23 protein-coding genes are annotated in these 26,390 nt (G+C 69.5%); 3 read left to right on the top strand and 20 right to left on the bottom strand.

All coding sequences use genetic code 11. From position 1 onward, the window contains the following. Positions 1–345: a 30S ribosomal protein S16 gene (rpsP, locus tag EFAMC1_RS05315; RefSeq protein ID WP_154053273.1), complete on the bottom strand. Its 345-nt coding sequence runs from the start codon at positions 343–345 to the stop codon at positions 1–3. Between the two features lie 372 nt (positions 346–717). Here rpsP and EFAMC1_RS05310 point away from each other — a divergent pair, with 372 nt between their 5' ends. Genes EFAMC1_RS05310 through dinB form a run of 3 tightly spaced genes read left to right on the top strand, consistent with a single transcriptional unit; the run spans position 718 to position 4,007 of the window. After that, entirely contained in the window at positions 718–1,392 is a 675-nt protein-coding gene (locus tag EFAMC1_RS05310; protein WP_154053272.1) for a response regulator transcription factor, read from the top strand. Positions 1,393–1,395: 3 nt separating this feature from the next. Continuing rightward, positions 1,396–2,700, top strand: a complete 1,305-nt coding sequence (locus tag EFAMC1_RS05305; RefSeq protein ID WP_154053271.1) for a sensor histidine kinase — start codon at positions 1,396–1,398, stop codon at positions 2,698–2,700. Next, the gene (gene dinB, locus EFAMC1_RS05300; protein WP_154053270.1) at positions 2,697–4,007 is read left to right on the top strand and encodes a DNA polymerase IV; all 1,311 of its coding nucleotides are present in this window, start codon (positions 2,697–2,699) and stop codon (positions 4,005–4,007) included. The genes EFAMC1_RS05305 and dinB overlap by 4 nt, the downstream gene beginning before the upstream one ends. 10 nt (positions 4,008–4,017) lie before the next feature. On the opposite strand, the gene rsfS is transcribed toward dinB, so the two are convergent. From rsfS to EFAMC1_RS05205, 19 genes are all read right to left on the bottom strand, one after another. Next, a complete protein-coding gene (gene rsfS / locus EFAMC1_RS05295; RefSeq protein ID WP_154053269.1) occupies positions 4,018–4,461 on the bottom strand; it encodes a ribosome silencing factor in 444 nt (147 codons plus the stop codon). Further along, positions 4,458–5,201, bottom strand: coding sequence for a bis(5'-nucleosyl)-tetraphosphatase (symmetrical) YqeK (gene yqeK, locus EFAMC1_RS05290; protein WP_261981783.1), 744 nt, complete (start codon positions 5,199–5,201; stop codon positions 4,458–4,460). Before yqeK ends, rsfS begins: the two co-directional genes overlap by 4 nt. Further along, entirely contained in the window at positions 5,194–5,907 is a 714-nt protein-coding gene (gene nadD, locus EFAMC1_RS05285) for a nicotinate-nucleotide adenylyltransferase (RefSeq protein WP_261981789.1), read from the bottom strand. Before nadD ends, yqeK begins: the two co-directional genes overlap by 8 nt. 59 nt (positions 5,908–5,966) lie before the next feature. Further along, entirely contained in the window at positions 5,967–7,238 is a 1,272-nt protein-coding gene (locus EFAMC1_RS05280) for a glutamate-5-semialdehyde dehydrogenase (RefSeq protein ID WP_154053268.1), read from the bottom strand. 383 nt (positions 7,239–7,621) lie between these two features. Further along, entirely contained in the window at positions 7,622–8,728 is a 1,107-nt protein-coding gene (proB, locus tag EFAMC1_RS05275; protein ID WP_154053267.1) for a glutamate 5-kinase, read from the bottom strand. Next, the gene (gene obgE / locus EFAMC1_RS05270; protein ID WP_154053266.1) at positions 8,721–10,226 is read right to left on the bottom strand and encodes a GTPase ObgE; all 1,506 of its coding nucleotides are present in this window, start codon (positions 10,224–10,226) and stop codon (positions 8,721–8,723) included. The genes proB and obgE overlap by 8 nt, the downstream gene beginning before the upstream one ends. 98 nt (positions 10,227–10,324) lie before the next feature. Beyond that, on the bottom strand, positions 10,325–10,582 hold the full coding sequence (rpmA, locus tag EFAMC1_RS05265; protein WP_154053265.1) for a 50S ribosomal protein L27: 258 nt from the start codon (positions 10,580–10,582) through the stop codon (positions 10,325–10,327). A gap of 37 nt (positions 10,583–10,619) precedes the next feature. Beyond that, on the bottom strand, positions 10,620–10,970 hold the full coding sequence (rplU, locus tag EFAMC1_RS05260; RefSeq protein ID WP_154053264.1) for a 50S ribosomal protein L21: 351 nt from the start codon (positions 10,968–10,970) through the stop codon (positions 10,620–10,622). Positions 10,971–11,036: 66 nt separating this feature from the next. Next, positions 11,037–11,945, bottom strand: coding sequence for a hypothetical protein (locus EFAMC1_RS05255; RefSeq protein WP_154053263.1), 909 nt, complete (start codon positions 11,943–11,945; stop codon positions 11,037–11,039). Between the two features lie 12 nt (positions 11,946–11,957). Next, a complete protein-coding gene (locus EFAMC1_RS05250; protein ID WP_154053262.1) occupies positions 11,958–13,175 on the bottom strand; it encodes an FtsW/RodA/SpoVE family cell cycle protein in 1,218 nt (405 codons plus the stop codon). Between the two features lie 9 nt (positions 13,176–13,184). Further along, positions 13,185–15,212, bottom strand: a complete 2,028-nt coding sequence (gene mrdA / locus EFAMC1_RS05245) for a penicillin-binding protein 2 (protein ID WP_154053261.1) — start codon at positions 15,210–15,212, stop codon at positions 13,185–13,187. Positions 15,213–15,215: 3 nt separating this feature from the next. Beyond that, positions 15,216–15,773 carry a rod shape-determining protein MreD gene (gene mreD, locus EFAMC1_RS05240; protein WP_154053260.1) on the bottom strand — a complete coding sequence of 186 codons (558 nt, stop codon included), beginning with the start codon at positions 15,771–15,773 and terminating at the stop codon, positions 15,216–15,218. A gap of 12 nt (positions 15,774–15,785) precedes the next feature. Beyond that, positions 15,786–16,799 carry a rod shape-determining protein MreC gene (mreC, locus tag EFAMC1_RS05235; protein WP_154053259.1) on the bottom strand — a complete coding sequence of 338 codons (1,014 nt, stop codon included), beginning with the start codon at positions 16,797–16,799 and terminating at the stop codon, positions 15,786–15,788. Positions 16,800–16,807: 8 nt separating this feature from the next. Then, a complete protein-coding gene (locus EFAMC1_RS05230) occupies positions 16,808–17,851 on the bottom strand; it encodes a rod shape-determining protein (RefSeq protein WP_154053258.1) in 1,044 nt (347 codons plus the stop codon). A 61-nt stretch (positions 17,852–17,912) separates the two neighbouring features. Beyond that, the gene (locus tag EFAMC1_RS05225; protein WP_154053257.1) at positions 17,913–19,364 is read right to left on the bottom strand and encodes a tetratricopeptide repeat protein; all 1,452 of its coding nucleotides are present in this window, start codon (positions 19,362–19,364) and stop codon (positions 17,913–17,915) included. Positions 19,365–19,379: 15 nt separating this feature from the next. After that, positions 19,380–19,928 (bottom strand): peptidylprolyl isomerase, encoded by a 549-nt coding sequence (locus EFAMC1_RS05220; RefSeq protein ID WP_154053256.1) that lies wholly within the window; start codon positions 19,926–19,928, stop codon positions 19,380–19,382. Between the two features lie 159 nt (positions 19,929–20,087). After that, entirely contained in the window at positions 20,088–21,083 is a 996-nt protein-coding gene (locus tag EFAMC1_RS05215; RefSeq protein WP_187324573.1) for a zinc ribbon domain-containing protein, read from the bottom strand. Beyond that, positions 21,080–23,752, bottom strand: coding sequence for an aconitate hydratase AcnA (gene acnA, locus EFAMC1_RS05210; RefSeq protein ID WP_154053254.1), 2,673 nt, complete (start codon positions 23,750–23,752; stop codon positions 21,080–21,082). Before acnA ends, EFAMC1_RS05215 begins: the two co-directional genes overlap by 4 nt. After that, on the bottom strand, positions 23,733–26,207 hold the full coding sequence (locus EFAMC1_RS05205; RefSeq protein ID WP_261981782.1) for an HAD-IC family P-type ATPase: 2,475 nt from the start codon (positions 26,205–26,207) through the stop codon (positions 23,733–23,735). The genes acnA and EFAMC1_RS05205 overlap by 20 nt, the downstream gene beginning before the upstream one ends. Positions 26,208–26,390: the final 183 nt, after the last annotated feature.

The following is a 26,390-nucleotide window of genomic DNA, read 5'->3' as shown; positions in this document are numbered from 1 at the left end:
CTACTCGGCGCTCTCGGCCTCGGCGGCAGCAGCCTCGGCAGCGGCCTTGGCCTTGGCAGCGGCCTTCTTGGAGATCTTGACCTTCTTCTCGGGCGCGGGCTCGTCGCCAGCGCGGACGATGTCGATGAGGTGCGACACGGCGCTGGAGGGCTGGGCACCCTTGGCGATCCACTCGTCGATCTTCTCGAGGTCGAGGGTGATGGTCTTCGGCGTGGTCAGCGGGTTGTAGCGACCGACCTCCTCGATGTGGCGACCGTCACGCGGCATGCGGCCGTCGGCGACGACGACGCGGTAGTACGGACGCTTCTTGGCACCGTGACGGGCCAGGCGGATCTTGACTGCCAATGAAAACTCCTCCATTCGAGCGGCGCGAGCATGGGTTGGCGTGGCGCCGCAAAGCCAAACAAGCAGCTGTTCATATTACGACAAACGACCAGGCGTTGGAAGCAGAACTCCGCGCCACTTTGCGCGGGTCGCGGGGATCTGCCCCCTTTCTCCACAAGACCTCCAGAGAGAGAACGGGGTACGCCATGACGCGAAGGCACCGAACGCCACGGTAGGAGCACATAATAATTGTTGGTACAACTAATTGGGAGCACGGCTCTCACCGTTGCCGGAAGATGCAGATTGCATGAATGTAGCTGCGCTTTCAGGAACCTTCAGAGCCGATTCAGAGCGATTCGTATGATTCGTGGAAAGCCTAGGAAAGGGGTCACCATGAACATTCTGGTCGTTGAGGACGAGCGCAACCTCGCTGACGCCATCTGCCACATCCTCGAGGAGGACGGCTACAAGACCGAGGCCGCCTACGACGGCACCACCGGCCTCGCCTTCGCCGAGAGCGGCCTGTACGACGCCGTCATCCTCGACGTCATGCTGCCGGGCATGGACGGCTTCGAGATCGTACGCAAGCTTCGCAAGGACAGCCACGACCTGCCGGTCATGATGCTCACGGCAAAGACGTCCACCGCCGACAAGGTCACCGGCCTCGACTGCGGCGCCGACGACTACATGACCAAGCCCTTCGAGTCCGAGGAGCTCAAGGCTCGCGTGCGTGCCCTCACCCGCAGAAAGGGCGAGGTCATGCTCGACGAGGTGACCTTCGGCGACCTCAAGCTCGACCTCAACACCCACGACCTCTCCTGCGGCGAGCGCCACGTGCACCTCTCGCAGAAGGAGTTCGAGGTCATGCGCATGCTCATGAGCAGCCCCGGCCGCATCGTCTCCAAGCAGGACCTGCTCACGCGCGTGTGGGGCACCGACGGCGAGGTCAACGAGAACTCCGCCGAGGCCTACGCGAGCTTCCTGCGCAAGAAGATCAACCACGTCAAGTCCAAGGTCGAGATCACGACCCTGCGCATGCTGGGATACCGCCTGGAGCAGATGGACTAACCCATGCGCAGGCTCAGGCTGCCCCTCGCCCTCAAGCCCCTCGTCCTCAAACGAACGCCCCGCCCGCACGGCGGCGAGGGTGGCATGATCAAGCGGCTCCGTCGGCGCTTCGTGATCGTCGTGATGGCGCTCGTGGGCCTGCTCATGCTGAGCATGGTCGCCATCAGCATGGCCAACGCGCAGTCTTCGTTCGACCAGCTCGTGAGCCGCTCGCTCGACCGCGTGCTCAAGGAGTGGCCCGCCACCGGAAACGACGGCATGGACACGGGCATGGAGCACCTGCCGGTGCTCTGGGTCGACCTCTCGGACGACAACGTGGTGCTGCGCTCCAACGAGTCGCAGTTCTCGATCGATGTCGACGAGCTCGCGGCCGCCATGGCCGACGCGGTGACCTCCTCCAAGATGGAAGGCCGTCTCAGCTCATACCACCTCACCTGGAAGATGACCCAGACGAGCTCGGGTTGGAGGATTGCCATCGCCGACACCTCGAGCGTCGACGCGGCGCGCATGGCCCAGCTCATGAACGACATCAAACTCGCCGTGGTGGGCATGCTGGTTCTGCTCGCCATCACCTTCGCGCTCTCGCACTGGGCGCTCGCGCCGGTCGAGAAGGCCTGGAAGCAGCAGCACCAGTTCGTGGCCGACGCGTCGCACGAGCTCAAGACCCCGCTTGCCGTCATCCTGGCCAACACGCAGATCCTTCGCGGCGAGCAGTCCGACATCCCGGCCGAGAGCAGGCGCTGGATTGACAGCACGGCCGAGGAGGCCGAGCGCATGAAGGGTCTCGTGGAGGGGCTGCTCGAGCTCGCGCGCACCGAGGAGGGCGCGGGGTCTGCCCGGCGTGACGTGGACGTGGACCTCTCGGGCACCGTCGAGGGCGAGGCGCTGCAGTTCGACGCCGTGGCCTTCGAGAGCGGCTGCACCATCGAGTCTGACGTGGCCGAGGGCCTGCACGTCATGGGCGACCCCGACCAGCTCGAACGCCTCGTGAAGACGTTGCTCGACAACGCCTGCAAGTACGCGGCGGCGGGCACGCAGGTGAAGGTGCGTCTTGCCAGGCAGGGCTCCGTCGCCGAGTACAGCGTGACCAACCAGGGCACGCCCATCGATGCCAAGGACCTGCCCCACGTCTTCGACCGCTTCTACCGCTCCGACAAGGCACGCGCCCGCTCGACCGGCGGCTTTGGCCTGGGCCTCGCCATCGCCAAGGGCATCGCGGAGAGCCACGGCGGCAAGATCTCGGTCACGAGCAGCGAGGCCGACGGCACCCGCTTCTGCGTGAGGCTTCCGCTCAAGGCCGGGGCATGACCAGAGTGGGCGCACGACGCGACACACAGGCCGGCGGACGACCGCCAGACGAGACGGAAGCCCCGCTCGACGTGGCCTGGGAGGGCCGCGCGGTGGGGCTTCTCGACCTTGACGCGTTCTTTGCGAGCGTGGAGCAGCTCGACCATCCCGAGTGGCGCGGCAAGCCCGTCATCGTGGGCGGCGACGCGGACCGGCGCGGTGTCGTCTCGACGGCGTCGTACGAGGCCAGGCGCTATGGCGTGCACTCGGCCATGCCGGCCGCACAGGCGAGGCGCCTGTGCCCCGGGGCCATCTGGACCCACGGGCACTTCGACCGCTACCGCGAGGTGAGCGGCCAGGTGATGGCGATACTCCTCGACGAGACGCCGCTCGTGGAGCAGGTCTCAATCGACGAGGCGTTCTTCGACGTGACGCCGGGCCGCTACTCGCGCGAGAGCCCCATCGCGATCTGCCGGCGCGTGCAGGGGCGCGTGGCCGAGCTGGGCGTCACCTGCTCGATCGGCATCGGGGTGTGCAAGAGCGTGGCCAAGGTGGCCTCCGAGGCAGAGAAGCCGCGCGGCCTCACCGTGGTGCTGCCGGGAAGCGAGGGCGAGTTCCTGGCGCCTCTGCCGGTGCGGGCCATGAGCGGGATCGGTGAGGCCACCGAGGGCCGACTCGCCCGGATGGGCATCCGCACGCTGGGGCAGCTCGCAAGAGCCTCCGACGCGGAGCTCATGCGCGCGCTCGGCGTGGCGGGCCCCGCGCTCAAGGCGCGCGCAGCCGGGACCGAGCGCTCGCCCGTGGGCTTTCGGGCGCGCCCTCGCGAGGCCAAGTCGGTCTCCAACGAGCGCACCTTTGCCGAGGACCTCACGAGCGCGGCCGACGTCATGGCGGCGCTCGACGCCGTGGGGGCAATGGTCGGCCGCAGGCTGCGCAGGAAGGGCAGAGCAGGCCGCACCGTGACCGTGCGGCTCAAGACCGACGCGACGAGCTCGCGGACAGCCCAGGCGCGCCTCGACGACCCGACCGACGACGAGGCCACCTTCGGCCCCGTGGCGAGGCGCCTTCTGCGGCAACTCTGGCACGAGGGCATGCCCGTGCGCCTCCTGGGCGTGGGCATCTCGGATTTCGCGCCGGCACCGCCCCGACAGCTCGACCTCTTCGAGGCCCGGGCTGTGGAGCGCCGGCGCGAGACGATGCACAGGCTCCACGCGGCCACCGACGAGGTGCGCGACCGCTTTGGCGACGACGCGCTCGCCTTTGGACGCGACCTCAAGCTGCGCTCGAGCACCACCAACACGCAGCCGCAACACAAGGAGGACGTGTAGGGCGCGCGGCCTAGAGCCCCAGCTCGATGCGCGGGGCGTCACCCCAGAGCCGCTCGATGCGATAGAAGTCGCGCGCCTCGGGCGTGAAGAGGTGCACGATGACGGAGCCGTAGTCGATGAGGATCCAGCGGCCGTCGGAGCGGCCCTCGATGGAAAGTGGGCTCACGCCGAAGGACAGGCGCACGCGCGCCTCGACCTCGTCGACCACAGAGTCGGCAAGGCGCGAGTTGGCCACCGTGGCCGCGACGATGGCCTCGCACACGTCGGAGACGCCCGAGAGGTCGAGCACCACGACGTCGGTGGCCTTCTTGGCATCGGCCGCGCGCGCCGCGACGCGGGCGAACTCGACGGCGGCCGCATGGGCTTCCGCCGTGGGCGGCTCGAGGGTGGCCGCGGTCAGCGCGCCGCCCTGGGACTCTTGGCTGGACTCGCTCAGGCTCTGGCCTTCCGTCATGCATGCTCCTTCTCTGCGCCCGCCCTCCTGGCGAGCACGATGTCGTTGTAGATGTCGAGGGTTCCCGGATAGAGGTAGCGCCTGGTGGAGATGACGTAGCCCACCCCGTCGGCAAAGCTCGCCCAAAAGAGGTCGGCGAGCGACGTGGTGGCCACGAGCGCGCGCTGGCGCTCGAGCGCGGGGATGGTGCCGCGCAGGGGCTCGATGCCGTCGGCCACGAAGACCACCATGTCAAGCGGGCTCATGTGGGCGTTGCCGAGCGTGTGGCGGTCAATCGCCTGCCAGACGGCGTGGGGGAGCCCCGGGTAACGCTTGGGCAGCTCGCGCGCGGCGACCATGCCATGCAGGAGCGGCTCCACGAGCGCGTAGTCGACGCCAAGGTCGATGCCAAGCTCGCGGGAGCGGCGCACGAGCTCCTCGTGCGGCAGGGCCTTCGACCAGTCGTGCAGGATGCCGGCCACGCGCGCCAGGTAGGGGTCGACGCCATAGCGCGTGGCCAGCCGCTCGGCCGTGAGCCCCACCGAGAGCGAGTGGCGAAAGCGCCTCGGCTTGGCCGCGAGCTGGACGGCGAGGTCGGCCTCGTAGCGGGCGATGGCCGCGAGCTGGTCGGGCGAGAATGGCTCGTGGGACTCGGTCGGCATCCAGGCGGGGACGCCACCCTGCCAGAGCTCGGACACCGTGGGGATGGCGAGCGTCGCTCCCCCGTTCGTGGCACCCGCAAGGCCCTCCGTCTTAGCCATTCCTGCCATCCCTTCCCATGCCGCCCATGAGCCCCAGCGAGTCGGGTGCCAGGTAGGGCGTGGACGACGGACCGTAGAGGCCGCGCTTCTCGATGAGGCCGCAGACGGAGTCGGGCGTGAGGTAGCGAAGCGACTGGCCCCGCGCCACGCGCCCCCTGAGGTCGCTCGACGAGATGGCAAGCGCGGGTACCTCGAGGTAGTGAACCTGGAAGTCGATCCCGGAGTCAAGGATGCGCGTGCGGGCGGCCGTGAGGTCGTAGCCCGGGCGCGTGGCACCCACGAGGTGTGCGAGCCGCGCGATCCTGTCGGCGTCTCGCCAGGTGAGGATGTCGATGATGGCGTCGGCGCCCGTGATGAAGTAGAGCTCGACGTTGTCCGGGTAGTGCTGGCGCAGAAGCTCAAGCGTGTCGACCGTGTAGGTGATGCCCTCGCGGTCCACCTCGATGCGGCTCACGAGGAAGTGCGGGTTGTCGGCCGTGGCCAGAAGCGTCATGGCGTTTCTGTCCTCAGGCGAGGAGACGCGGCGGTCCTGCTTGAAGGCGGGGCTTCCCGCAGGCACGAAGACCACGACGTCGAGGTCGAGGTCTCCGGCGGCCTGCTCGGCCGTGACGAGGTGCCCGTTGTGGATGGGGTCGAAGGTGCCGCCCATGACGCCCAGCCTGTAGGTGCGCCCGGGGTCCTGGCCCAGCTGCGGCAGGTCGCACACGAGCCGGGCCCGCTGTTCGGCCGTGAGCACGAGCTGGTCATCGGGGGTTCTGGCCAACGTCACGCGCGCACCTGCCCGTTGCCCCTGAGCAGGCACTTCGTGGTCGTGAGGGCGCTTGCGCCCATGGGACCGCGCACGTGAAGCTTCTGCGTGGAGATGCCGATCTCGGCGCCGAGGCCAAACATGCCGCCGTCCGTGAAGCGCGTCGAGGCGTTGACGTAGACCGCCGCGGCGTCCACGCGGGCGAGGAAGGCGTCGGCGGCCGCAACGTCGCTCGTGACGATGCACTCGGAGTGGTGTGTCGTGAAGCGGTTGACGTGGTCGATGGCCTCGTCGGTGCCGGAGACCACGTGCACGGCGAGGTCGAGAGAGCCGTACTCGGTGGCCCAGTCGGCCTCCGTGGCGGCGACGACCTGCTCGCCCTCGCTGAGGCCGGCCGCGAGCGAGGCCGTGAGCACCTGCTCGTCGGCGTGGAGTGTCACGCCCCAGTCGACGCAGGCGCGGGCCAGCTCGGGCAGGAACTCGTCGGCCATGGCAGCGTCGACGAGCACCGTCTCGATGGCGTTGCAGACGCCCGGGCGCTGCGTCTTGGCGTTCTTGATGATGTCGAGCGCCATGGCGAGGTCGGCCGTGGCCTCCACGTAGACGTGGCAGTTGCCCTCCCCCGTCTGGATGACCGGCACGCTGGCCTGCTCGACGCAGGCGCGGATGAGCGAGTGGCCACCGCGCGGGATGAGCACGTCGACGAGGCCGTTGGCATGCATGAGCTCGACGGTCTCCGAGCGGTCGGGGTCCTCGATGAGGGTGGCGCAGTCGGCAGGCAGGCCCGAGGCGGCGATGCCGGCACGGCAGGCCTCGGCGATGGCCACGCAGGAGTCGTGCGCGGCGGTGCCGCCCCTCAGCACGCAGGCATTGCCGGAGCGCAGCGTGAGGCAGATGGCGTCGGCCGTGACGTTGGGGCGCGCCTCGTAGACCATGGCCACGACACCCAGCGGCACGCGGATGCGCGTGAGCCGGATGCCCGAGGCCAGCGTGCGGCCGCCCACGACCTCGCCGATGGGGTCTGCCTGCGAGGCGACCTCGCGCATGGCCGAGACGATGCCGTCGATGCGGGCGTCGTCGAGCATGAGACGGTCGAGCAGGGGCGCCGGCATGCCGTTCTCGCGACCACGCTCCATGTCGGCTGCGTTGGCCGTGAGTATCTCGGTCCTGCGCGCGTCCACCTCCGCCGCCGCAGACTCGATGGCCACCGTGCGCTCCTGCGCCGACGCCTGAGCCAACACGACCGCCGCGGCCTTGGCCACCCGCGCCTTCTCCAAAGCCTCCGACATACTCAATCCCCCAGGTTGCCGCCATTCATTGGCTCAAGTGTACCCCACACCACCAAACCCAATGCAAGGCCACCCAACGAGGCACCCAAACGAGCGGCAGCAAAGGACCATGAGGAAGACCAAGGAAACCCAGAAAGCAAGCAAAGGGAGACCAGAAAGAAAGAAAAAAGAGCAGCAAAGAAGAGGCAGGCAAAAAAAGGAAAGCCAATCAAGAAGAACAAGAAGGTAAAGGGTCCCAGCACTCCCGGCCACACGGGAACGAGCCGCGACGCCGCCGCAGAGCGCCCCGGCGCCCCACGTCGTTGCCCGCGAGTTCTTTGCCGCGCCCTTTGCGGCAAAGCTGTCTGAGCGGGAAATGACGCGGGGCGCCAGGGAGCGACCCATCAGAACACGAGCAGCTCGTCCCTGTGTATGGCCGGGCAGTCCGCCCTATCAGGGAAGAAGCGCGCAATCACGTCCAGCCTCAGCCCATGCACCTTCCACAGGTCCTCCGAAGAGTACCGCGTGACGCCCCGCGCGATGAGCCGCCCGTCGGGGTCGAGCACGCTCACGACGTCACCCTTGTCGAAGTCGCCCTCGACGCTCGTGATGCCCACGGGTAGAAGCGACGCGCCGCCCTGCTCGAGCGCCTTGGTCGCACCCCGGTCGACCGTGACAGAGCCGCGAGACACCCCCGCGAGGCCGATCCAGAGCTTGCGCGCCTGCTCGTGGCCGGAGCCCGCCGGGCCCTCGAAGCGCGTGGAGCGGCCCGTGCCGTCGACCGCGTTGACGAGCGCACCGCCGCCCCTCCCCCGGCAGATGACCATGGGGATGCCGGCCGCGATCATGGCCCGGCCGGCGCGCACCTTCGTGGCCATGCCGCCCGTGCCAAAGGTGCTGCCAACGCCGCCGGCCATGGCAACGACCTCGGCGTCGACACGCTCGACGCGCTCGAGCAGGCGCGCGTCGGGATGCGTGTCGGGGTTTGCCGTGTAGAGGCCGTCGATGTCCGACAGGATCACGTAGAGGTCGGCGTCGATGAGCGAGGCCACGATGGCACCGAGCATATCGTTGTCGCCAAAGGAGAACTCGCGCACGCTCACCGTGTCGTTCTCGTTCACGATGGGCACCACGCCAAGCTCGAGCAGGCACTCGAAGGTGTTGCGTGCGTTGAGGTAGCCCGTGCGGTCCACCACGTCGCCGCGCGTGAGCAGCACCTGGCCACAGGCCACGCCGTCGTCGGCGAGGACCTCGGCGTAGCGCTCGATGAGCGAGGTCTGCCCGGCCGCGGCGCAGGCCTGGAGCGTGGGGATGTCGCTCGGACGCTCGGAGAAGCCGAGAATCGAGCGACCCACGGCGGCCGCGCCGCTCGAGACGAGCACCACGCGGTCGCCACGGCGCCTGAGCTCGCAGATCTGCGCGCAGAGCGAGCGCACGAAGGCCAGGTCGAGCTCGTTGTTCTCGCCCATGAGGGTGGACGACCCCACCTTCGCGACGATGAGCCTACTCATCGGCCTCGCCGGCCTCCGCGGCACCGTTGCCCTCGGCGTCGTCGCCAGGGTCCGCGGCCTCACCCTCCGAAGCCGCGTCCTCGACAGGCGCCTCGCCGTCGGACGCCGCCTCGGAAATCTCGCCCACAGTAAGCACCGGTTCGTCGTCCTCGCCGTCTGTGAGGTCACCGTAGGTGTCGGCCTCGGGGCCCGCATAGTCGAGCGCGTAGCCCAGGATGCGCACCTCGTCGCCCGTGCGCACGCCGGCCTTGGCCAGCGCGCCGTCCAGGCCCATGCGGTCGAAGCGGTGCTGGAGGTAGGCCACGGCCTCCTCGTTGTCCCAGTCGGTCTGGAAGACCATGCGCTCCACGGCCGTGCCGCTCACGCGCCACACGCCGCCGCCGAGGTTGTCGATGCGGATGCGACGGTCGCGACGGTCGCGGCGGCTCTCCCAGAGCTCGTCGCGCACCGGGCCCTGCTCAACCGGGCGGTCGGCGCGAAGCTTGGCCACAAGGTCGGCACAGGAGGCCTCGAGCGCGTCGATACCCGCGCCCGTCACGGCGGAGACCGCGAAGAAGGGCCGGGCGTCCGCGGCCACGCGCTGGCGAAGCTCCTCGAGCGCGGCGCTCGTGCCCGGCATGTCGCACTTGTTGGCCACAACCACCTGCGGGCGCTCGGCCAGCTCGGGCGCGTAGGCCGCAAGCTCGTGGTTGATGGTCTCGTAGTCGGCCACGGCGTCCCTGTCCTCGTAGCCGCCCGTGAGGTCGACGACGTGCATGATGAGGGCCGTGCGCTCGATGTGACGCAGGAACTCGTGGCCCAGGCCCTTGCCCTCGCTCGCACCCTCGATAAGGCCGGGCACGTCGGCCACGACGAACGATCCCGCCTCGCCCGCCTTGACAACGCCGAGGTTGGGGATGAGCGTGGTGAAGGGATAGTCGGCGATCTTGGGACGCGCGGCGCTCATGCGCGCGATGAGCGAGCTCTTGCCCACGCTCGGCATGCCCACGAGGGCGGCGTCGGCCATGAGCTTCATCTCGAGCTCGATCCAGTGGTCGCGGGCCGGCTCGCCCTTCTCGGCGAAGGCCGGGGCGCGGCGCACCGACGTGACGAAGTGAATGTTGCCGCGGCCGCCCACGCCGCCCGGTCCCACCACGACGCGCTCGCCAGGACGAGTGAGGTCGGCGATCTGCCAGAGCGGCTCGAGCGTCTCGTGGTCGAGCTCGGTCACCACCGTGCCCGAGGGCACCTTGAGGACGAGATCCTCCCCGTCCTTGCCATGCTTGCGCGCGCCCTGGCCGTGCGTGCCACGAGTGGCGCGGAAGTGGTGCTTGAAGCGGTAGTCGATGAGCGACGAGAGCTGCGGGTCGCACTCGAGGATGACGTTGCCGCCACGGCCGCCGTCGCCGCCGTCGGGCCCGCCCTTGGGGACGAAGGCCTCGCGGCGAAACGACATGCAGCCGGCTCCGCCGTCACCGCCGCACACGTTGATCCTCGAGACATCGGTGAACTGAGACATCTGCGCTCCTTGCTGGGGATACATACCTGGAAAAAAGACCCCCGGCCATCATAGAGCAGGCCGGGGGTCTTGAAAGTCCCATGCGGGGTCTGGAAGCCTTAGGCCTCCTGAGCCTTGCGGACGTGCACGCGGTGCTTGGTGCCCTTCACGAACTCGACGGTACCGTCGGCAAGGGCGAACAGGGTGTCGTCCTTGCCACGGCCCACGTTCTCGCCCGGCGTGATGTGCGTACCACGCTGGCGGACGATGATCTGACCGGTCTTGACGGCCTGGCCACCGAAGATCTTGGTGCCGAGGCGCTGAGCGGCGGAGTCGCGGCCGTTGCGCGAGCTCGCCTGACCCTTCTTGTGTGCCATGCTGCTACCTGCCTATCTATCTAGCTGAGAGCCTGTGTTACTCGGCGTCCGTGCTGGCGGTCTTGGCCGCGGCGGACGTGATGCGGGGCATGCCAGTGACCTCGAGCTTGGTGAGGTTCTGACGGTGACCCTTCTTGCGGGAGTAGCGCTTGCGCTTCTGGAACTTGAAGACAAGCTGCTTGTCGCCCTTGTGCTGATCGACAACCTTGCAGGTGACCTTCTTCTTGGCGAGGGTCGCGGCGTCGACAAGAACCTGCTTGCCGTCGTTGAGCAGAAGGACGTCGAGCTTGACCTCGTCGCCAGGCTGCGCGTCGAGCTTCTCGACGTCGATGACGTCGCCCTTGGCAACCTTGTACTGCTTGCCGCCAGTCGAGATGATTGCGTACATGTGAGAGCCCTTCATTGCTGTGGTGAGTGCAACAGCTGGAAATCTTACGCCTGCACACGTGCTCCGTCAATGGGAAATATGGCCCTCATTGACGTGTTTTCCGTGATGAAACGCCGCGGCCACCCACGCGGGCGGCTGGAGCCTCCCCCGCTCCACGAAGTCCTGGACCTCGTGGCGGCAGACGAGCGCCCAGCCGATGGCCGCCGTGCCGCCGTAGGCCACGGCGCCCCTCACGAGCCAGCTGAGGCCCGGAAGCACCCGTGAGACCCTGCGCGCCACCGCGCGCGACGCGAGCCCCGCGAAGATGACGGCCGCGACGTCGGCGAGACGGTCCGCCGAGGGGCCATGGCCGTAGGCGCCGGCGAGGTCGAGCGCCATGAGCGTCTGGCCGGCGGCGAGCACGGGCATGTCCGCCCCGCCCGTGAGCGGCAGGAGCCCGACCGCCGCCCCCTGGGCGCTCCGCTCGCGAATGCAACGCTCGGCCACCGCGCGGCGGCAGAGGGGAAAGTTGGCCGCGAGGGCCACGTCGGCGCGACAGCTGTCGGCCATCCAGGAGGCCAGCTTGGGCAGGAGCACCTCCGGCGAGGCCGCCGAGACGAGCGCCACCCCCGGCGTGCCCGCGAGCTCGGGCGCCTCGACGCTCGTCTCGACCACCACGGCGCAGGGCACGCCCACGCGCGAGAAGGCCCGGGCCACGCCCGCGGCCGCCCCCGAGGTGCCCGCCACCACGATGGCGAGGTCGCAGTCGGGGCTCACGCGCAGGACCGCGCCCTTGCGCACACGTCCCACGTGGACGAGCCCCGAGGCGGTCTCGGGCATGAGGGCGTCTCGCAGCGCGAAGGCGAGGTCGTCCGGGGCGCCCTCCTCGAGCTCGATGGCCACGCGCACGCACGAGCGGCGCCGGGCCTCGCTCGCGCGGGCCCCCTCCGCCGCGTCACGCACCTGCGAGAACGGTATGTCTGAGAAACGCGCCACGCGCCTCGCCCCCTAGGCGGACTTCGTCCTGTGGAGATAGACCGACTGTACGATGCCCACGGCCGTCACCTGCACCACCATCGACGTGGCGCCGTAGCTCACGAACGGCAGCGGGATGCCCGTGATGGGCATGATGCCGATGCACATGCCCACGTTCTGCAGGAGCTGGTAGCTCCACATGGCCACGACGCCCGCGAGCACGAGCTTGGCGTAGGGCGCATCGAGCTTCTGCGCCAGGCGCAGCGTCGAGAAGACGAGCCACCCGTAGAGCCCGAGCAGACCCACCGCCCCCACGAAGCCAAACTCCTCCGCGAGGCGAGCGAAGATGAAGTCGGTGTGGTTCTCGGGCAGAAAACCGCCCTGCGACTGCGTGGCCGCCGTGAGGCCCTTGCCGAGCAGCCCACCCGAGCCCACCGCGATCTTAGCCTGCTGCAGGTTGTACCCGTACTCGGTGTTCTCGAGACTGGGGTCGGCAAAGACCATGAGACGGTTCAGCTGGTAGGTCTTGAGCGGGAATCCCCAGTTCATTGAGCAGAACACGATGAGAGCGCACCCGAGGGCGAAGACGATGAGCGTCACGATCACCCACTCGCGCTTGGCGCCCGCGCAGATGATGATGGCCGCGCCCGTCACGAGGATGATGAGGCCGGTGCCGAGGTCGGGCTGGGCCATGATGGCCGCGAACGGCACGAGCAGCGTGCCGCAGAGCTTCACGTAGTCGCGCAGGTCCTTGATGCGGCCGTTGAACTGGGCGCAGAGCGCGGCCATGAGGAAGATGGTCACGAGCTTGCCCACCTCGGAGGGCTGGAACTGCAGGCCCCCGAGCCTCACCCAGCCCGTCATGCCCTTAGCCGTGTAGGCAAGGCCCGGCACGCGCGGCAGCAGCATGAGCGCCACGTCGGCCACAAGCAGCCACGTCGACATGTTCTGGAGCTGGCGGTAGTCGTAGCGCCACACGATGGCCGCGCCCACGAGTCCGAGCGCCACGCCGGCCGACTGCTTGACGATGTTGGCGTCGGAGTTGGTGAGGCTCGCGCTCCACACCACCACGAGCCCGTAGGCAATGAGCAGGATGGCCGGGATGAGCGCGGGCCAGTAGAGCTCGTGCAGGATGCCGCCGCGACCCGGCATGCGGGCGTGCGCCGCACCCGGTTGCTTGCCAGCGTCCCCGCCGAACAGCGACGAGACGACGCTTCCGAAGCCGACGCCGCCGGCCGAGTTCTCTGCCATGGTTCCTCCCTACCTCGTTCCGTCGCTCACGCTCGTGGTGGACGTGTCCGGCTCGTTGAAGATGGCCCCCAGGATGTCTCGGACCACGTACATGGCGGAGGTGGAGCCGTAGCCGCCCTTGTCGATGACCGCGCTGATGGCGTACTTGGGGTCGTCGGCCGGGGCGAAGGCGCAGAACCACGCGGTGGGCGTGGTGTTGCCGTGCTCGCCGGTGCCGGTCTTGCCGGCCACTCGCGTGGTCATGTTCGTGAAGTGGGCCGTCATCGAGGCGCTCTCCTCGTAGATGACGCCCTCGAGGCCCGAGTGCACGAGGTCCATGTAGGAGGGGTCCTCGGTAGGCGTCACGTGGGTCCTCGGCTGGTACTCGAGCATCGAGCCGTTGTCGCCGCGACCGAGTACGCCCTTGAGCACGTGCGGCGTCCAGACGGTGCCGCGGTTGGCGATGCCCATGTAGACCGAGCACATCTGGAGCGGCGTCACGAGGATGTCGCCCTGCCCGATGGCGATGTTGGTGTAGTCACCGCCCTGCCATTGGCGGTCGGCGTCGGAGTAGTTGGAGAAGTAGTTCCACTTCCACTCGGCGTCGGGCACACGGCCGGCGGCCTCACCCGGGAGGTCCACGCCCGTGGTGGAGCCCAGGCCCCAGTTGCGGAAGGTCTCCTGCATGCCGTCCTGGGTGCTGGAGTTGTAGAAGCCCTTCGCGATCTCGTAGAAGACCACGTCGCACGAGTAGGTGATGCCGTTCCTGAGGTCGATGCCGCCGTGGCCGTCGTGCTTCCAGCACCACTTGCCGTAAGCCTGGCCAAAGCCCGTCCACCAGCCGCTGCACACGAAGCCCGAGTCGACGTTGGCGATGCCGTGGTCGAGAGCGGCGAAGGTCGTGAGGGGCTTGATGGTGGAGGCGGCCACGAACTGGCCGGAGACAACGCGGTTCATGAGGGGGTTGCCCGCGTCGTCGCTCGAGAGGGCATCCCAGTCGTCCTGCGAGATGCCGCCCACGAAGAGCTCGGGGCGGAAGGACGGCGCGCTCGCCATGGCGAGGACCTCGCCGTTCGTGACGTCGATGACCACGGCCGCGCCCGAGTTGCACGTGGGGTTGGCACGCTTGGCGCGGGTGATGCCGTCTGCCAGAGCCTGCTCGGCGGCCTTCTGGAGGGTGAGGTCGATCGTGAGCTCCACGTCAGAGCCCGCCTCGGGCGGCACGGAGGTGGAGTAGTCGGTGACGTTGCCGTTGGCGTCCACGTAGACGGTCTGCTCGCCGCGGACGCCCTGGAGGACCTCCTCGTACTGGTACTCCACGCCGGCCTGGCCCGTGGTGTCGCCGCTCTCGTAGGTAAGGCCCGACCCCGACTGCTGCGATGCCCGGATCTGGTCCTGCGTGACGGTTCCGGTGTAGCCGAGCAGGTGGCAGGCCACCTCGCCCTGCGGGTAGGCGCGCTGGGTGCGCTGCTCGATGAGGACGTTGGGGAAGGTGTCGGCGTGCTCCTGAATGAAGGCCACGGTAGCGCGCGTGACGTCGACCGAGACCGTGCGGGCGCTCTGGGCGCCCTGCGAGGAGTCGGTCACCTTGCGCTTGGCGGCCACCTTGGGCATGCCGAGCAGGTTGGCGAGCAGCTGCAGCTCCACGTCGTCGGAGGCCACGTCGTTGTGGGCCGTCACGGTGAGGCTCGGGCGGTTGCCCACGAGCTCCACGCCGTTGCGGTCGAAGATGCGGCCGCGCGGGGCCACCGAGGTCACCGTGCGGGTGCGGTTGAAGTCGGCCTGCTGGGAGTACTCGTTGCCCGAGACGAGCTGCATCGACAACAGGCGCGCGAGCAGGATGCCGATGATCGAGCCCGAGAAGACGCCGAGGCCGCGCAGGCGTCCCTTGAACGTGTTCTCGGCACTCGTGTCGTTGCCGCCGGCCGCGCGCGGGGCCTGCCCGCCGATGTCGAGGCGAAAGCGCGCGCCTCCGCGGCTGAGCACGAGCACGGCCGCGACCGCGAGCGCCGCGACGAGCACGACGACTCCGATGAGTATGAGCGTGGAGGAACCCATGGGCTAGAGGCCCCTCCTGAGCGTGTAGCCACCCCGGCCGTGGGCTCCCCCGCCAAGGCCGCCCGAGTTCGCCGAGGTGCGCGAGAGCACGGCCGCCACGATGGAGAGGGCCACGCAGTCGAGCACTGCCCCCGGGATCGCGCGCAGCAACACCGCGTCCACAAACGAGGGCGAGATGCCGAGCACGAGCAGCATGAGCGCGTAGACGACGCCCACGACGGCCGCGAGCGGCGCGAACATCACGAGCGAGCCGCCGAAGTCGTCGGCCACGCGGCTCCTGCCGGACGCGGCGAAGACATAGCCCACGAGGGTGAGCAGAAGCGCCATGAGCCCGATGGGGCCCGAGCCCGCGAGGTCGTAGAAGAGGCCGGCGGCAAAGCCGATGGCCGGGGCCTTCCGTGCGTCTCCGCCCAGGCAGGCGCAGGCCACGAAGACGAGTGCGAGGTTAGCGCGCCCGCCGAGGATGCCGACGTTGGGGATGACGGAGAGTTGCAGCAGCCCCAGCACGACCGCGAGCACCACGGAGGTGCGACGGCCCTTGGCCGCGTCGTTGACGATCATGGCACTCCCCTCCTAGTTCCCGGAGTCTGCGGACGAGTCGGTCTGGGCGGCGTCCGTCGCGTCGGCATCGGTTGCCGACGCGTCGGTGGCGGCGCCCGTCTGGGCGCTCGTGCCGCTCGTGCGGTCCTGTGCGTTGGCGGCCTGGGCCTCGTCGGCCGTGGCCTGCTGGTCTGCCGAGACGGACGTGATGACGAGGACGTTCTCGAGAGCGCTCGCGCTCGAGAGGGGCTCGACCGTCACGTCGTAGTAGAGCGAGCCGTTGCTTCTCGTGACGTTGGACACGGTGCCGATAGGCAGGCCCTTGGGATAGGCCCCGCCAAGGCCGCTCGTGATGACCATGTCCCCCACCGAGACCTGCTGGTCGGTGCGGACGAGCGTGAGGCGGACCGACCCGTCGGCCGAACCCACGAGCTGGCCCTGGGCGCGGCTCGACTGCACCATGGCCGAGACGCCCGAGCTCTCGTCGGTGATGAGGCGCACGGTGGCGCTCGTGGGCCCCACCTCGCTCACCTGGCCGATGACGCCCCCCGAGCTCGTGACCGGCATGCCCACGGCGATGCCGGAGGTCGTGCCCTTGTCGATGGTGATCGTGGAGGTCCACGAGTCGGTCGACTGCGAGATGACGGTGGCCGCCGTGGAGTCGAGGTTATAGGTGCTCCTGAGCTGGAGGAGCCCCGTGAGGGTGTCCGCGTCGTTCTGGGCCTCGGTGAGCTGGGCCACCTGGGCCTTCAGGCTCTCGTTCTCGGCCTTGAGGTCAGAGAGGGTGCCCTGGTCGGCCGTGAGGTTGCCCACGACGTTGCCGATGCCCTTCACCGGCGACGCAGCGAACGAGCCGGCCACGCGCGCGGGCGTGGCAACGGCCTGGAAGAGGCCGCGGACCGCGTGCAGGGGCCCCGACTCGCCCTCGCGCACGCCCACCACGCACAGGACGAGCGACACGACGACGAGCACAATGAGGGAGCGCGGGACCCCCGAGGAGGACCCGCGCCCCAATGAAGAGCTGGGTGCGGAGAAGCGCTGTGCCATCTCTGCCCCTACTTGCCCGAGCTCTGGACGAAGCCGCCGGACAGGGCGTTGGCCTCGAGGACCTTGGCGCAGCCGATGACCACGTTCTCGAGCGCGGTGGGGCTCACGTTGACGGGCACGCCCGTCTCCTCGCGCAGGCGCTGGTCGAGGCCGCGCAAGAGGCCGCCGCCGCCCGTGAGCATGATGCCGTAGTACATGAGGTCGCTCGCAAGGTCGGGCGGGGTGACGTCAAGGGCGTCCTTCACGGCCTTGGTGACCTGGTCGAGCGGGCCGTCGAGGGCACGGCGGATCTCCTCGCTCTCGATGCGGACGGTCTTGGGCAGGCCATTGATGACGTCGCGGCCGTTGACCTCGACGTCGAGCTCCTCCTTGAGGGGCGCTGCGGAGCCCACCTTGATCTTGATGTCCTCGGCCGTGCGCTCGCCGATGGACAGGTTGTAGGCGTCGCGCACGTGCTCGAGGATGACCTGGTCGAACTCGTCGCCCGCCGTGCGGATGGACTGCGAGACCACGATGCCGCCCATGGCGATGACCGCGACCTCGGTGGTGCCGCCGCCGATGTCGACCACCATCGAGCCCGTGGGGTCCTCGATGGGCAGGTTGGAGCCGATGGCGGCCGCCATCGGCTCCTCGATGAGGAAGGCCTGGCGGGCGCCGGCCGTGATGGTCGCCTCGAAGACGGCGCGCTTCTCGACGCTCGTGACGCCGGAGGGCACGCAGACGACGACGCGCGGACGCGGGCTCCACGGGTAGCGGCGCTTGGACGCCTTCTCGATGAAGTAGCGAAGCATCACCTCGGTGACGTCGAAGTCGGAGATGACGCCGTCCTTGAGCGGGCGGATGGCGGAGATGGAGCCAGGCGTGCGGCCGACCATGCGCTTGGCGTCGGCGCCGACGGCGAGCACGCGCTCCTCGTTCTGGTCGATGGCGACCACGGACGGCTCGTTGATGACGATGCCCTCGCCACGAACCGACACGAGCGTGTTCGCCGTGCCGAGGTCGATGGCGAGGTCGCCGCCGTACTCGCCGAATATGGAGTCAAAGAACGACATAGCACCTTATCTTCCGTGATGCGCGGCATCGTCGCGCGGACGTAACGTGTCTTGGGCCGGCCTAGCTCACAGACGGGCTCGTCGCCGCGTTGGCTGCGGCGCTCACGGCGTCGGTCGAGGCCTCAGAGGTGGGGGCGAGCGTGCCGGTCGTGGTGGTCGTGCCCGAGCTCGAGGACGTGCCCGTCTGGGAGGCGAAGGAGAGCTCGACGCCCGCGACCTTCCAGCTGGCGCCCGAGCGCGCGAGCGTTACCTTGTACGACTGCGTGCCGCTTCCAGAGAGTGTGGCCGTCACGAGGACTGTGGAGCTCGTCATGGAGCGGTCGACGCCGGAGACCTCGGCCGTGGCGCCCTTGGGCAAGATGGCCTCGATCTGGGCCTTGGTATCGTCGCTCATGCCGTCGGCGAGGTAGGGCGAGACGTCGTTGCCGGCCGCGGCGGCGGAGAACATGTCGGTCGCGACGGACTCCTGCGTGGGCCAGCCGTAGCCACGGTAGTAGGCAAAGACGGCGCCGGCCGCGAGGACGAGCACGATGAGCAGGAGCACAAGGAAGACCTTGAGGCCGCGCTTCTTGTGCTTGCGCTCCATCTTGCGCTTGTCCTTGTCGGCCTTCATGAGGTCCTCCTCCGTAACGGAGAAGAAGCCCGTGTCCTCGGGGCTCGGAATGAACTCGCCGGACTTGCCGAGCGGGTCGAGCGGGTCGAGCGTGCCCGAGCTGGCCGGCGAAGTGGCCGCGAAGGGGTCCTGCTGCTGGGCGGCGCCCGCGCCGTAGCCCGCGCCCGCGAGCATCTGGTCGGTCTCGGAGGGGCCGCCGGCGCTGAGGGCGCTCATCGCCTTCTGGGCGGCCGAGAAGGCGGTTTGCTGCTCGGGCGTGAGGTGGTAGGTGGGGTCGGAGATGGCCTGGGTGAAGGCGTCGGAGGCCTCCGCCACGCGGTTGGCAGCCATGTAGGCGAGGCCGAGGTCGGCGTAGATGGCACCCTGCCCGCCCTCGGGCGAGAAGTCGAGCGCCGTGCGGTAGGCCTCGACCGCGTCGACCGGGCGGCCGAGCGTCATGAAGCAGCCGCCGAGCTTGACGAGGGCACCCGATGGATCCGGGTTGGCCTCGTCGATGGCTGCCGAGCGCCAGGCGACGCCGGCCTCGCGGGCCATGCCGCGCCTCGAGTAGAGATTGCCGAGCGCGAGGTAGGCCTTGTAGGGCGTGGCGTAGCCCTTGTCGGCCACGGCCGCCTCGAAGCAGGGGGCGGCGGCGTCGGGCTGGCCGGCGGCCACGAGGGCTCGGCCGCGGTTGCAGTTGAGGGCGCCGACGTGGCCGTAGCCCACGTCGGCGAGGGCCTCGGCGTAGGCGCCGGCCGCCTCATTGAACATGCCGAGCTTCATGAAGGCGTTGCCCCTCAGGTGGTCGGCCTCGCCGCACACCTCGCCGGCAGCCTTGACCTGGGAGAGCGCATTGGCCGCACCTGCCCAGTCGCCGCGCTGGTAGAGGGTCTTGGCCATGTTGAGGGCCTGGGTGTTCACGTCGAACCTCGCCTCCTAGCGCGCGTCGTGCTCGATGCGGATGGACACGATCTCGTCGCCGGCACGGAGCTGGCCGATGACGTCGAGCCCCTCCACCGTGGTGCCGAAGACGGTGTAGCCCGAGTCGAGCGCGTGCTGCGGGCCCAGGCAGAGGTAGAACTGCGAGCCGGCGGAGTCGGGGTCCTGCGAGCGGGCCATGGCGAGGGCACCGTCGACGTGGCTGTTGCGCGGGTTGGTGTCGTACTCGTGGCTGATGCGGTAGCCGGGGCCGCCGGTGCCGGGCTGGCCGTCGGGGCCGCGCAGGCCGCGGGCCACCTCGTCGCTCGACATGTCGCGCGTGTTGGGGCAGCCGCCCTGGATCACGAAGCCGGGCACGTAGCGGTGGAACTTGAGGCCGTCGTAGAAGCCGCTCGAGGCGAGCTCGCAGAAGTTGGCCACGTGGATGGGCGCGCCGTCGGCGTCGAGGCGCACGCGAATCGTGCCCTTGGGGGTCTCGATGACGGCGACCTCGTCGCCTTTGCAGACGTACTCGGGCGTGTAGAGCGGGTCAGGCATACCGAACATGTTGCCTCCAAGGTCAGTCAGTCTAATCTGGATAATTCTAGCAGCATGGGGCCACGTTCACACATTCGGCATGCGGGGGCGCACCCCACGCGCGGGTGCCCAGGCCGCGCGGCGAGGACCCGGCAGGCAGGGCCAGTCGCACGCCCACGCCGCCTCACGCTAGCGCCGCTGTGGCTTCCAGGCTTCGTGGTTCTTCTCGAAGAGTGCGGCGTAGGACTGGCCGCCGTCGCTCGAACGCTGGCCCGAGAGGGGCTTCAGGATCTCATCCTTGTCGGACTCGGGGTCCTTGGAGGCCTTCGAGGCGTCCCAGGCCTTGCGCAGGAGGTCGACGCGGTTCCTGAGCCAGCTCGCGAGCGTGGCCACGTGGTCGCGCTGGTCGGTGTAGGTGCCGGTGGTGGTGACGTCGATGTCCTTGATGGTGGTCACGAGGTTGCTCGCATCGTAGGCAAGCTGCTCGGCCTCGGCCGCGCCCTGCGAGCGCTCGGAGGAGGTTCCGGAGATGCCCACGTCGTCGAGCTTCTGCTCGACCTCGTCGGCGCGCTTGGAGATGTCAGCCAGCTTGTTGTAGGCGTCCGTGAGGGCGTTGAAGGTCTCCTCGTCGGCGGAGGCGACGGAGACCGCCGTGCCGTCCGTGTCGGAGTCCTGGCCGGAAAGGCGGCTCACCGTGCCCGGGAAGCCCGCCTGAGAGGTGTCGGCCGGCGTGGTTGCGCGGGTGTCGGTGAGGTTAGGGTCCCAGGGATGGGTGATGGCGAGGGTGACGCCGCCCACCACAAGCAGGCTCGCGAGTGCGGCCACCATGAAGGTCTTGGTGTGCGGCATGCGCTCGCGGCCATAGATGCCCTCCGTGGAGGGGTCGGGCTCGGAGGGGATGGCGCTCTCGATGCGCGGCAGGGTGCTCGTGCGCTCGCGCTCGAGGCGACGCTCCTCGAGGCGGCGGCGCTCGAGCTCGACGCGCGCGTTGTCACGCGCCGGGGCGCCGATGGGCATGCCGCACTTGGGACAGGCGGTCGAGCCCGCCGGCACGAGGGCCCCACAGGAGGGGCACCACGTGCCGGTGAGCTTGGGCATCACGCGGGTGGCCGCAAGGTTTGCGTGGCAGGCGGGACAGACGTCGAGCCCGTCGGGGACGTTCGATCCGCAGACCGGACAGATCACAGAAGACCTCCGAGGACGAAAGGCAGGATACCGCCCGCGGAGAGGAACGCCCCCTCGCCGGCGGTGTCGACCCTCACGACGCACTCGAAGCTGACCGAGGTGCCGTCGGCGCGGTGCGCCGTGACCAGGGTGAGCGGCTTGGCCGGCAGGCCATGCGAAAGGTCGACTGGCTCGACATCATACGTCTCCGTGCCGTCGAGGCCCAGCGACGCCGCGCCCTGGCCCTCCTGGAACTCGAGCGGCAGGATGCCCATCTGCACGAGGTTGGAGCGGTGGATGCGCTCGAGGCTCTCGGCGATGACGGCGTGGACGCCCAGGAGCAGCGGGCCCTTCGCGGCCCAGTCGCGGCTGGAGCCGGAGCCGTACATGCGCCCGGCCACGACCACGAGCGGCACGCCGGCCTTTCGATAGTCCTCGGCCGCGTCGTAGACGCTCGTGAGCTTGCCCGTGAGCTGGTCGAGCGTGAGCGGACCGGGACGCCCCGCCAGCTTGTTGTCGAGGCGCACGTTGGCGAAGGTGCCGCGCGCCATGCACTCGTGGTTGCCGCGGCGCGAGCCGTACGTGTTGAAGTCCTTGGGCTCGACGCCTCGAGCCTCGAGGTAGCGAGCCGCAGGCGAGCCTTCGGCGATGGCGCCGGCCGGCGAGATGTGGTCGGTGGTCACGAAGTCGCCGAAGAGCGCGAGCGCGCGGGCGCCCGTGACGCCCACGTGGTCGCAGGCACGCGCAATCTCGAAGTAGGGCGGACGGCGCACGTAGGTGGACTTGGGGTCCCAGGCGAAGGTGGCCGACTCGTCCGCGTCGATCGAGCGCCAGGTGGCGTCGCCCTCGAAGAGCCCGCGCATGCCCTCCGAGAAGAGCGAGGGCTTGAGAACCTCGGCGAGCACCACGTCGACCTCGGCGCTCGTGGGCAGGATGTCCTCGAGGTAGACGGGCGTACCGTCTGGGGCGGTGCCCAGCGCCTCGTGGGCGAGGTCGACGTCCATGGTGCCCGCAAGCGCGTAGGCAACCACGAGGGCCGGCTGGCAGAGGTAGTTCTGCGCCACGTCGGGGCTGATGCGGCCGTCGAAGTTGCGGTTGCCCGAGAGCACGCTCGTGAGCTCGGCCTCGGCGGCGATGGGCTTCAGGGCGGCCAGGATGTCGCCCGAGTTGCCGATGCAGGTCATGCAGCCAAAGCCGCAGGTGAAGAAGCCCAGCTCGCGAAGAGGCGCGACGAGGCCCGCAGCCTCGAGCAGGCCCGCAGTGGCATGGCTGCCCGGGGCGAGGATGCGCTTGACCCACGGCCTGGCGGCAAGCCCGCGCTCGCGGGCCTTCTTGGCCGTGAGGCCGGCGGCCACCATCATCGCAGGGTCGGTCGCCGTGGTGCAGCTCGTGATGGCGGCAATGGCAAGCGCGCCCTGGCCCACCGTGTGGGTGGAGCCGTCAGCGCAGGTGACCTCCCAGGTGCGCGAGAGGTCGGCGCCGTGGCCCTTGGTCGCCTCCTCGAAGCGAGCCTTGAGGCCGGCGGGCGTCGTGCGGTTGTGCGGGCGCGACGGTCCGGCGAGCGAGAGTTCCACCTGGGAGAGGTCGAGCTCGATGACGCGGGCGTAGTGGCGGCTCGCGCCCTGGCCAAAGACGCCCTGCATGCGGGCGTAGGCCTCGACGAAGGCCACATCGGCGTCGGCGCGACCGGTAAGGCGCAGGTAGTCGAGGACGTTGTCATCGACGGGGAAGAGCGTACTCGTGGCGCCGTACTCGGGCGTCATGTTGGCCACGCAGGCGCGCTGGGTAACCGTGAGCGTGGAGACGCCGTCGCCGAAGGCCTCGACGAGGCAGCCCACGACGCCCTCGGCGCGCAGGCGCTCGGCCACCGTGAGGGCGAGGTCCATCGCGGAGACGCCGTCGCCGAGCCGGCCCGTGAGGCGCAGGCCCACCACCTCGGGCACGCGCAGGCTGATGGGCTGGCCGAGCGCCGCGGCCTCGGCCTCGATGCCGCCCACGCCCCAGCCGAGGACGCCGATGCCGTTGGCCGTGGGCGTATGCGAGTCGGTGCCCACGACGGTATCGAAGCAGGCGAGCTCGCCCGCGCCCTCCCAGAGGGCGTCGGTGGAGACCACCTGGCAGAAGCGCTCGATGTTGAGCTGGTGGCAGATGCCGCCTCCGGGCGGGACGATCTGCACGTTGTCGAAGGAGTGGCTCGCCCACTTGAGGAAGGCGAAGCGCTCGCGGTTGCGCCTGGCCTCGATCTGAAGGTTCTCGGACGCGGCCCCGGCGCAGCCCGTGACGTCGGCCGTGACGGAGTGGTCGATGACGAGCGTGCACGGTATCTTGGGATTCACGCGGCGCGGGTCTCCCCCGCGCTCGACCATGGCGTCGCGCATCGCGGCGAAGTCGACGAACACGGGCACGCCGGTGAAGTCCTGGAAGAGCACGCGCGCCGGCATGAACTCGACCTCCTCGCCGGCGGCGCCGGCCTGACCCGCCTCGAGCACGCGGGAGGCCTCGCGCATGGCGTCGGCATCCGTGGCGGCGCGACGCACCACGTTCTCGAGCAACGTCACGAGGCAGGCGGGGAGCTCGGACGCCCCCGGGATTGCGGACACGTCGACGACGCGGCGCGTGACGCCGCCCGCCGCGAGCTCGCGCCCCTGACGTGCCTGGGCAACGGCCCCCTCAAACTCTGTCTGACCCATGACTCCCCCGTCTCTCCCGACGCAGCTCGAGCGCGCGGACGATGCGCACGAGGCGCCCGTTCCCCTCCGCGCTGGACCTGACGCCCATCCCGAACAGAACGTTGAACACGACAAGCGCCACCGCACCGATCACGGCGACGCATCTCCACATCGTAGGCGTTACGACGCTGATTTCGAAGAACGGGGCCCCAATCGTGAACCCAAACGCAACAATTGCGGCGACGGCGACGAGCAGGAGCGCCCGAAGCGCCGTGAGCGGCCAGGATATGCGCAGCACGAGGAACCAGCCCACAAGGCAGGTGAGCAGCACGCAGACGGTAGAGACCTCCGCGCGCGAGAGCCCCAGGCGCTCGAGGCCGCCCGAGGCCAGGCTCACGGCCAGGATGATGGCGAGCGACGCCGGCAGCGACCGGGCCAGCACGTTGGCGAGGAAGTTGCCGCGCACCCGCTCGCGGTTGGGCTCGAGCGCAAGGACGAACGACGGAACACCGATGATGGCGAGCGACACGAGCGACATCTGCACCGGCTGGAACGGGTAGGGCGGAAGAATCGAGCAGACGAGGGCGAGCAGCGCCGAGAACACGGTCTTGACGAGGAAGAGCGACGCCGAGCGCTGCAAGTTGTTGATGGAGCGGCGCCCCTCGGCCACCACGTCGGGCATGTGGGCGAAGTCGTTGTCGACGAGCACGACCTCCGAGACGTTGCGCGCCGCGTCCGAGCCCGAGGCCATGGCCACCGAGCAGTCCGCCTCACGAAGCGCCAGCACGTCGTTCACGCCGTCCCCCGTCATGGCGACCGTGTGGCCCGCCGCGCGCAGCGCCCGCAGGAGGTCGCGCTTCTGCTCGGGCGTCACGCGCCCGAAGACGTGGTAGGTCGCAGCCGCTCGCTCGACGTCGGCGGGTGTCTCGAGCGTGGAGGCGTCGACCCAGGCGTCAGCGCCCGGCACGCCCGCCGCTCGGGCGATGCTCGAGACCGTGCGCGGGTCGTCGCCTGAGATGACGTTCAGGGTGACGCCCTGCGAGACGAAGTAGCCGATGGTGTCGGGCGCCGACTCGCGGATGTGGTCGGAGAGGGCGACGATGCCGAGCAGGCGCGGCGTGCCCTCGATGGCGTCGTCCGCGGCGAAGCCCGCGCACTCGGCCACCACGAGCACGCGGTCTCGCTCGCCGAGCTCGCTCGTGAGCGTGGCGAGCTCGGGCGGCTCGCCTTTTCCGAACACGAACTGAGTCGCCCCCATGACGAGGGCGCGGCCGTCCGCGCACACGCAGCCCGAGTACTTGCGCGCGCTCGAGAAGGGCACCGCGCGCGAGGGCTCGAGGGCGACCGTGCCACGCTCGGCGGCATGGCGCAGAATCGCCCGGGCGGTCTCATTGGCGTCCGAGGCGCTCGCCGAGACCACGGACGCGGCCGCCTCGAGGGCGGAGCCCTGCGCGCGGCCGGGCGCGTCCATGACGCACGAGACGTCCATCGAGCCCGAGGTGATGGTGCCCGTCTTGTCGAGGCAGAGCACGTCCACGCGGGCGAGCATCTCGATGCAGTAGAACTGCTGGATGAGCACGCTCCTTCGAGCGAGACGCGCCGTGGAGATCACGAGCACGGTGGAGGTGAGCAGCACGAGGCCCTGCGGGATCATGCCAATGAGGGCCGCCACCGTGGTGAGGATGGCCTGGGACACCCCCGCCCCGTCGGTAAGGGTGCGAAGGAAGAGCGCCGCCCCGATGGGGCCCAGAAGCCACGTGGCCCAGCGGATGATCATCGAGAGCGTGGCCATGATCTCGGAGTTGGCCGACTTCACGTACTTGGCCTCGGCGTTGATGCGTGCCGCGTAGGAGTCGGCGCCCACCCGCGTGACGCGGGCCACGAGCGAGCCCGAGTCGAGGAAGCTGCCGCTCATGAGCTCGTCGCCCTCGCGCTTGGTGACGGGGTCGGACTCGCCCGTGAGCAGGCTCTCGTTCACGCCCGCCACGCCCCAGGCGACCTCGGCGTCGGCCGGCACCTGGTCGCCGCGGCGCAGGATCACGAGGTCACCCTCGACGACGTCGCCGTGGCCTATCTCGAGGTCCGCGCCGCCGCGCCGCACGACGACGGGGCGCTCGGCGAGGATCTGCAGGCGGTCTACGATGCGCTTGGAGCGCACCTCCTGCACGATGCCGATGAGGGTGTTGAGCGCCACCACGCCGAGGAAGGCAAGGTTTCGCCAGGTGCCCGTGAGCGCCACGAGCGCTGCGAGCGCGAGGTTGACCCCGTTGAAGAGCGTAAGCGTGTGCTCGGCCACGATGAGGGCCACGGGCTTGGTCTTGGGCCCGGCGTCGGCGTTGACCCTGCCCGCGGACACGCGCTCGGAGACCTCGTCGGGCGTGAGGCCGCCCAGCTCCGGCGCGAGCATGGGGACGTCGTCGGGTGCGTCTCCCATCGCCTCGCGCCGCCTTCCCGCCCACTCACTCTCGTTCGCCATCCGCGCCCGCCCTCCCCGACGCGGCGCGGGAGGGCTCGCTCCCCTACGCCGACGTCTCGTCCAACCCCAAAACGTTGCGAACCATTGTACGCATGAAGCCGGACAGGAGAACATCAAGAGAGGGACACGACGTGGAGAAGGGCGGAGCCAAGGGACGAAAGACACCTGGGTAGAGAGGCAAAA

It is taken from the genome of Olsenella uli (assembly GCF_901212675.1).
GTDB classification, from domain to species: Bacteria; Actinomycetota; Coriobacteriia; order Coriobacteriales; family Atopobiaceae; genus Parolsenella; species Parolsenella uli_B.
The sequence above is the reverse complement of the archived record's forward strand: the minus strand, read 5'-3'. Positions and strand labels throughout refer to the sequence as shown.

Coding starts and splice junctions, on each gene's coding strand:
- EFAMC1_RS05310 (WP_154053272.1), top strand. CDS start 718: ATGAACATTCTGGTCGTTGAGGACGAGCGCAACCTCGCTGACGCCATC.
- EFAMC1_RS05305 (WP_154053271.1), top strand. CDS start 1,396: ATGCGCAGGCTCAGGCTGCCCCTCGCCCTCAAGCCCCTCGTCCTCAAA.
- dinB (WP_154053270.1), top strand. CDS start 2,697: ATGACCAGAGTGGGCGCACGACGCGACACACAGGCCGGCGGACGACCG.
- rsfS (WP_154053269.1), bottom strand. CDS start 4,461: ATGACGGAAGGCCAGAGCCTGAGCGAGTCCAGCCAAGAGTCCCAGGGC.
- yqeK (WP_261981783.1), bottom strand. CDS start 5,201: ATGGCTAAGACGGAGGGCCTTGCGGGTGCCACGAACGGGGGAGCGACG.
- EFAMC1_RS05280 (WP_154053268.1), bottom strand. CDS start 7,238: ATGTCGGAGGCTTTGGAGAAGGCGCGGGTGGCCAAGGCCGCGGCGGTC.
- proB (WP_154053267.1), bottom strand. CDS start 8,728: ATGAGTAGGCTCATCGTCGCGAAGGTGGGGTCGTCCACCCTCATGGGC.
- obgE (WP_154053266.1), bottom strand. CDS start 10,226: ATGTCTCAGTTCACCGATGTCTCGAGGATCAACGTGTGCGGCGGTGAC.
- rpmA (WP_154053265.1), bottom strand. CDS start 10,582: ATGGCACACAAGAAGGGTCAGGCGAGCTCGCGCAACGGCCGCGACTCC.
- rplU (WP_154053264.1), bottom strand. CDS start 10,970: ATGTACGCAATCATCTCGACTGGCGGCAAGCAGTACAAGGTTGCCAAG.
- EFAMC1_RS05250 (WP_154053262.1), bottom strand. CDS start 13,175: ATGGCAGAGAACTCGGCCGGCGGCGTCGGCTTCGGAAGCGTCGTCTCG.
- mrdA (WP_154053261.1), bottom strand. CDS start 15,212: ATGGGTTCCTCCACGCTCATACTCATCGGAGTCGTCGTGCTCGTCGCG.
- mreD (WP_154053260.1), bottom strand. CDS start 15,773: ATGATCGTCAACGACGCGGCCAAGGGCCGTCGCACCTCCGTGGTGCTC.
- mreC (WP_154053259.1), bottom strand. CDS start 16,799: ATGGCACAGCGCTTCTCCGCACCCAGCTCTTCATTGGGGCGCGGGTCC.
- EFAMC1_RS05230 (WP_154053258.1), bottom strand. CDS start 17,851: ATGTCGTTCTTTGACTCCATATTCGGCGAGTACGGCGGCGACCTCGCC.
- EFAMC1_RS05220 (WP_154053256.1), bottom strand. CDS start 19,928: ATGTTCGGTATGCCTGACCCGCTCTACACGCCCGAGTACGTCTGCAAA.
- acnA (WP_154053254.1), bottom strand. CDS start 23,752: ATGGGTCAGACAGAGTTTGAGGGGGCCGTTGCCCAGGCACGTCAGGGG.
- EFAMC1_RS05205 (WP_261981782.1), bottom strand. CDS start 26,207: ATGGCGAACGAGAGTGAGTGGGCGGGAAGGCGGCGCGAGGCGATGGGA.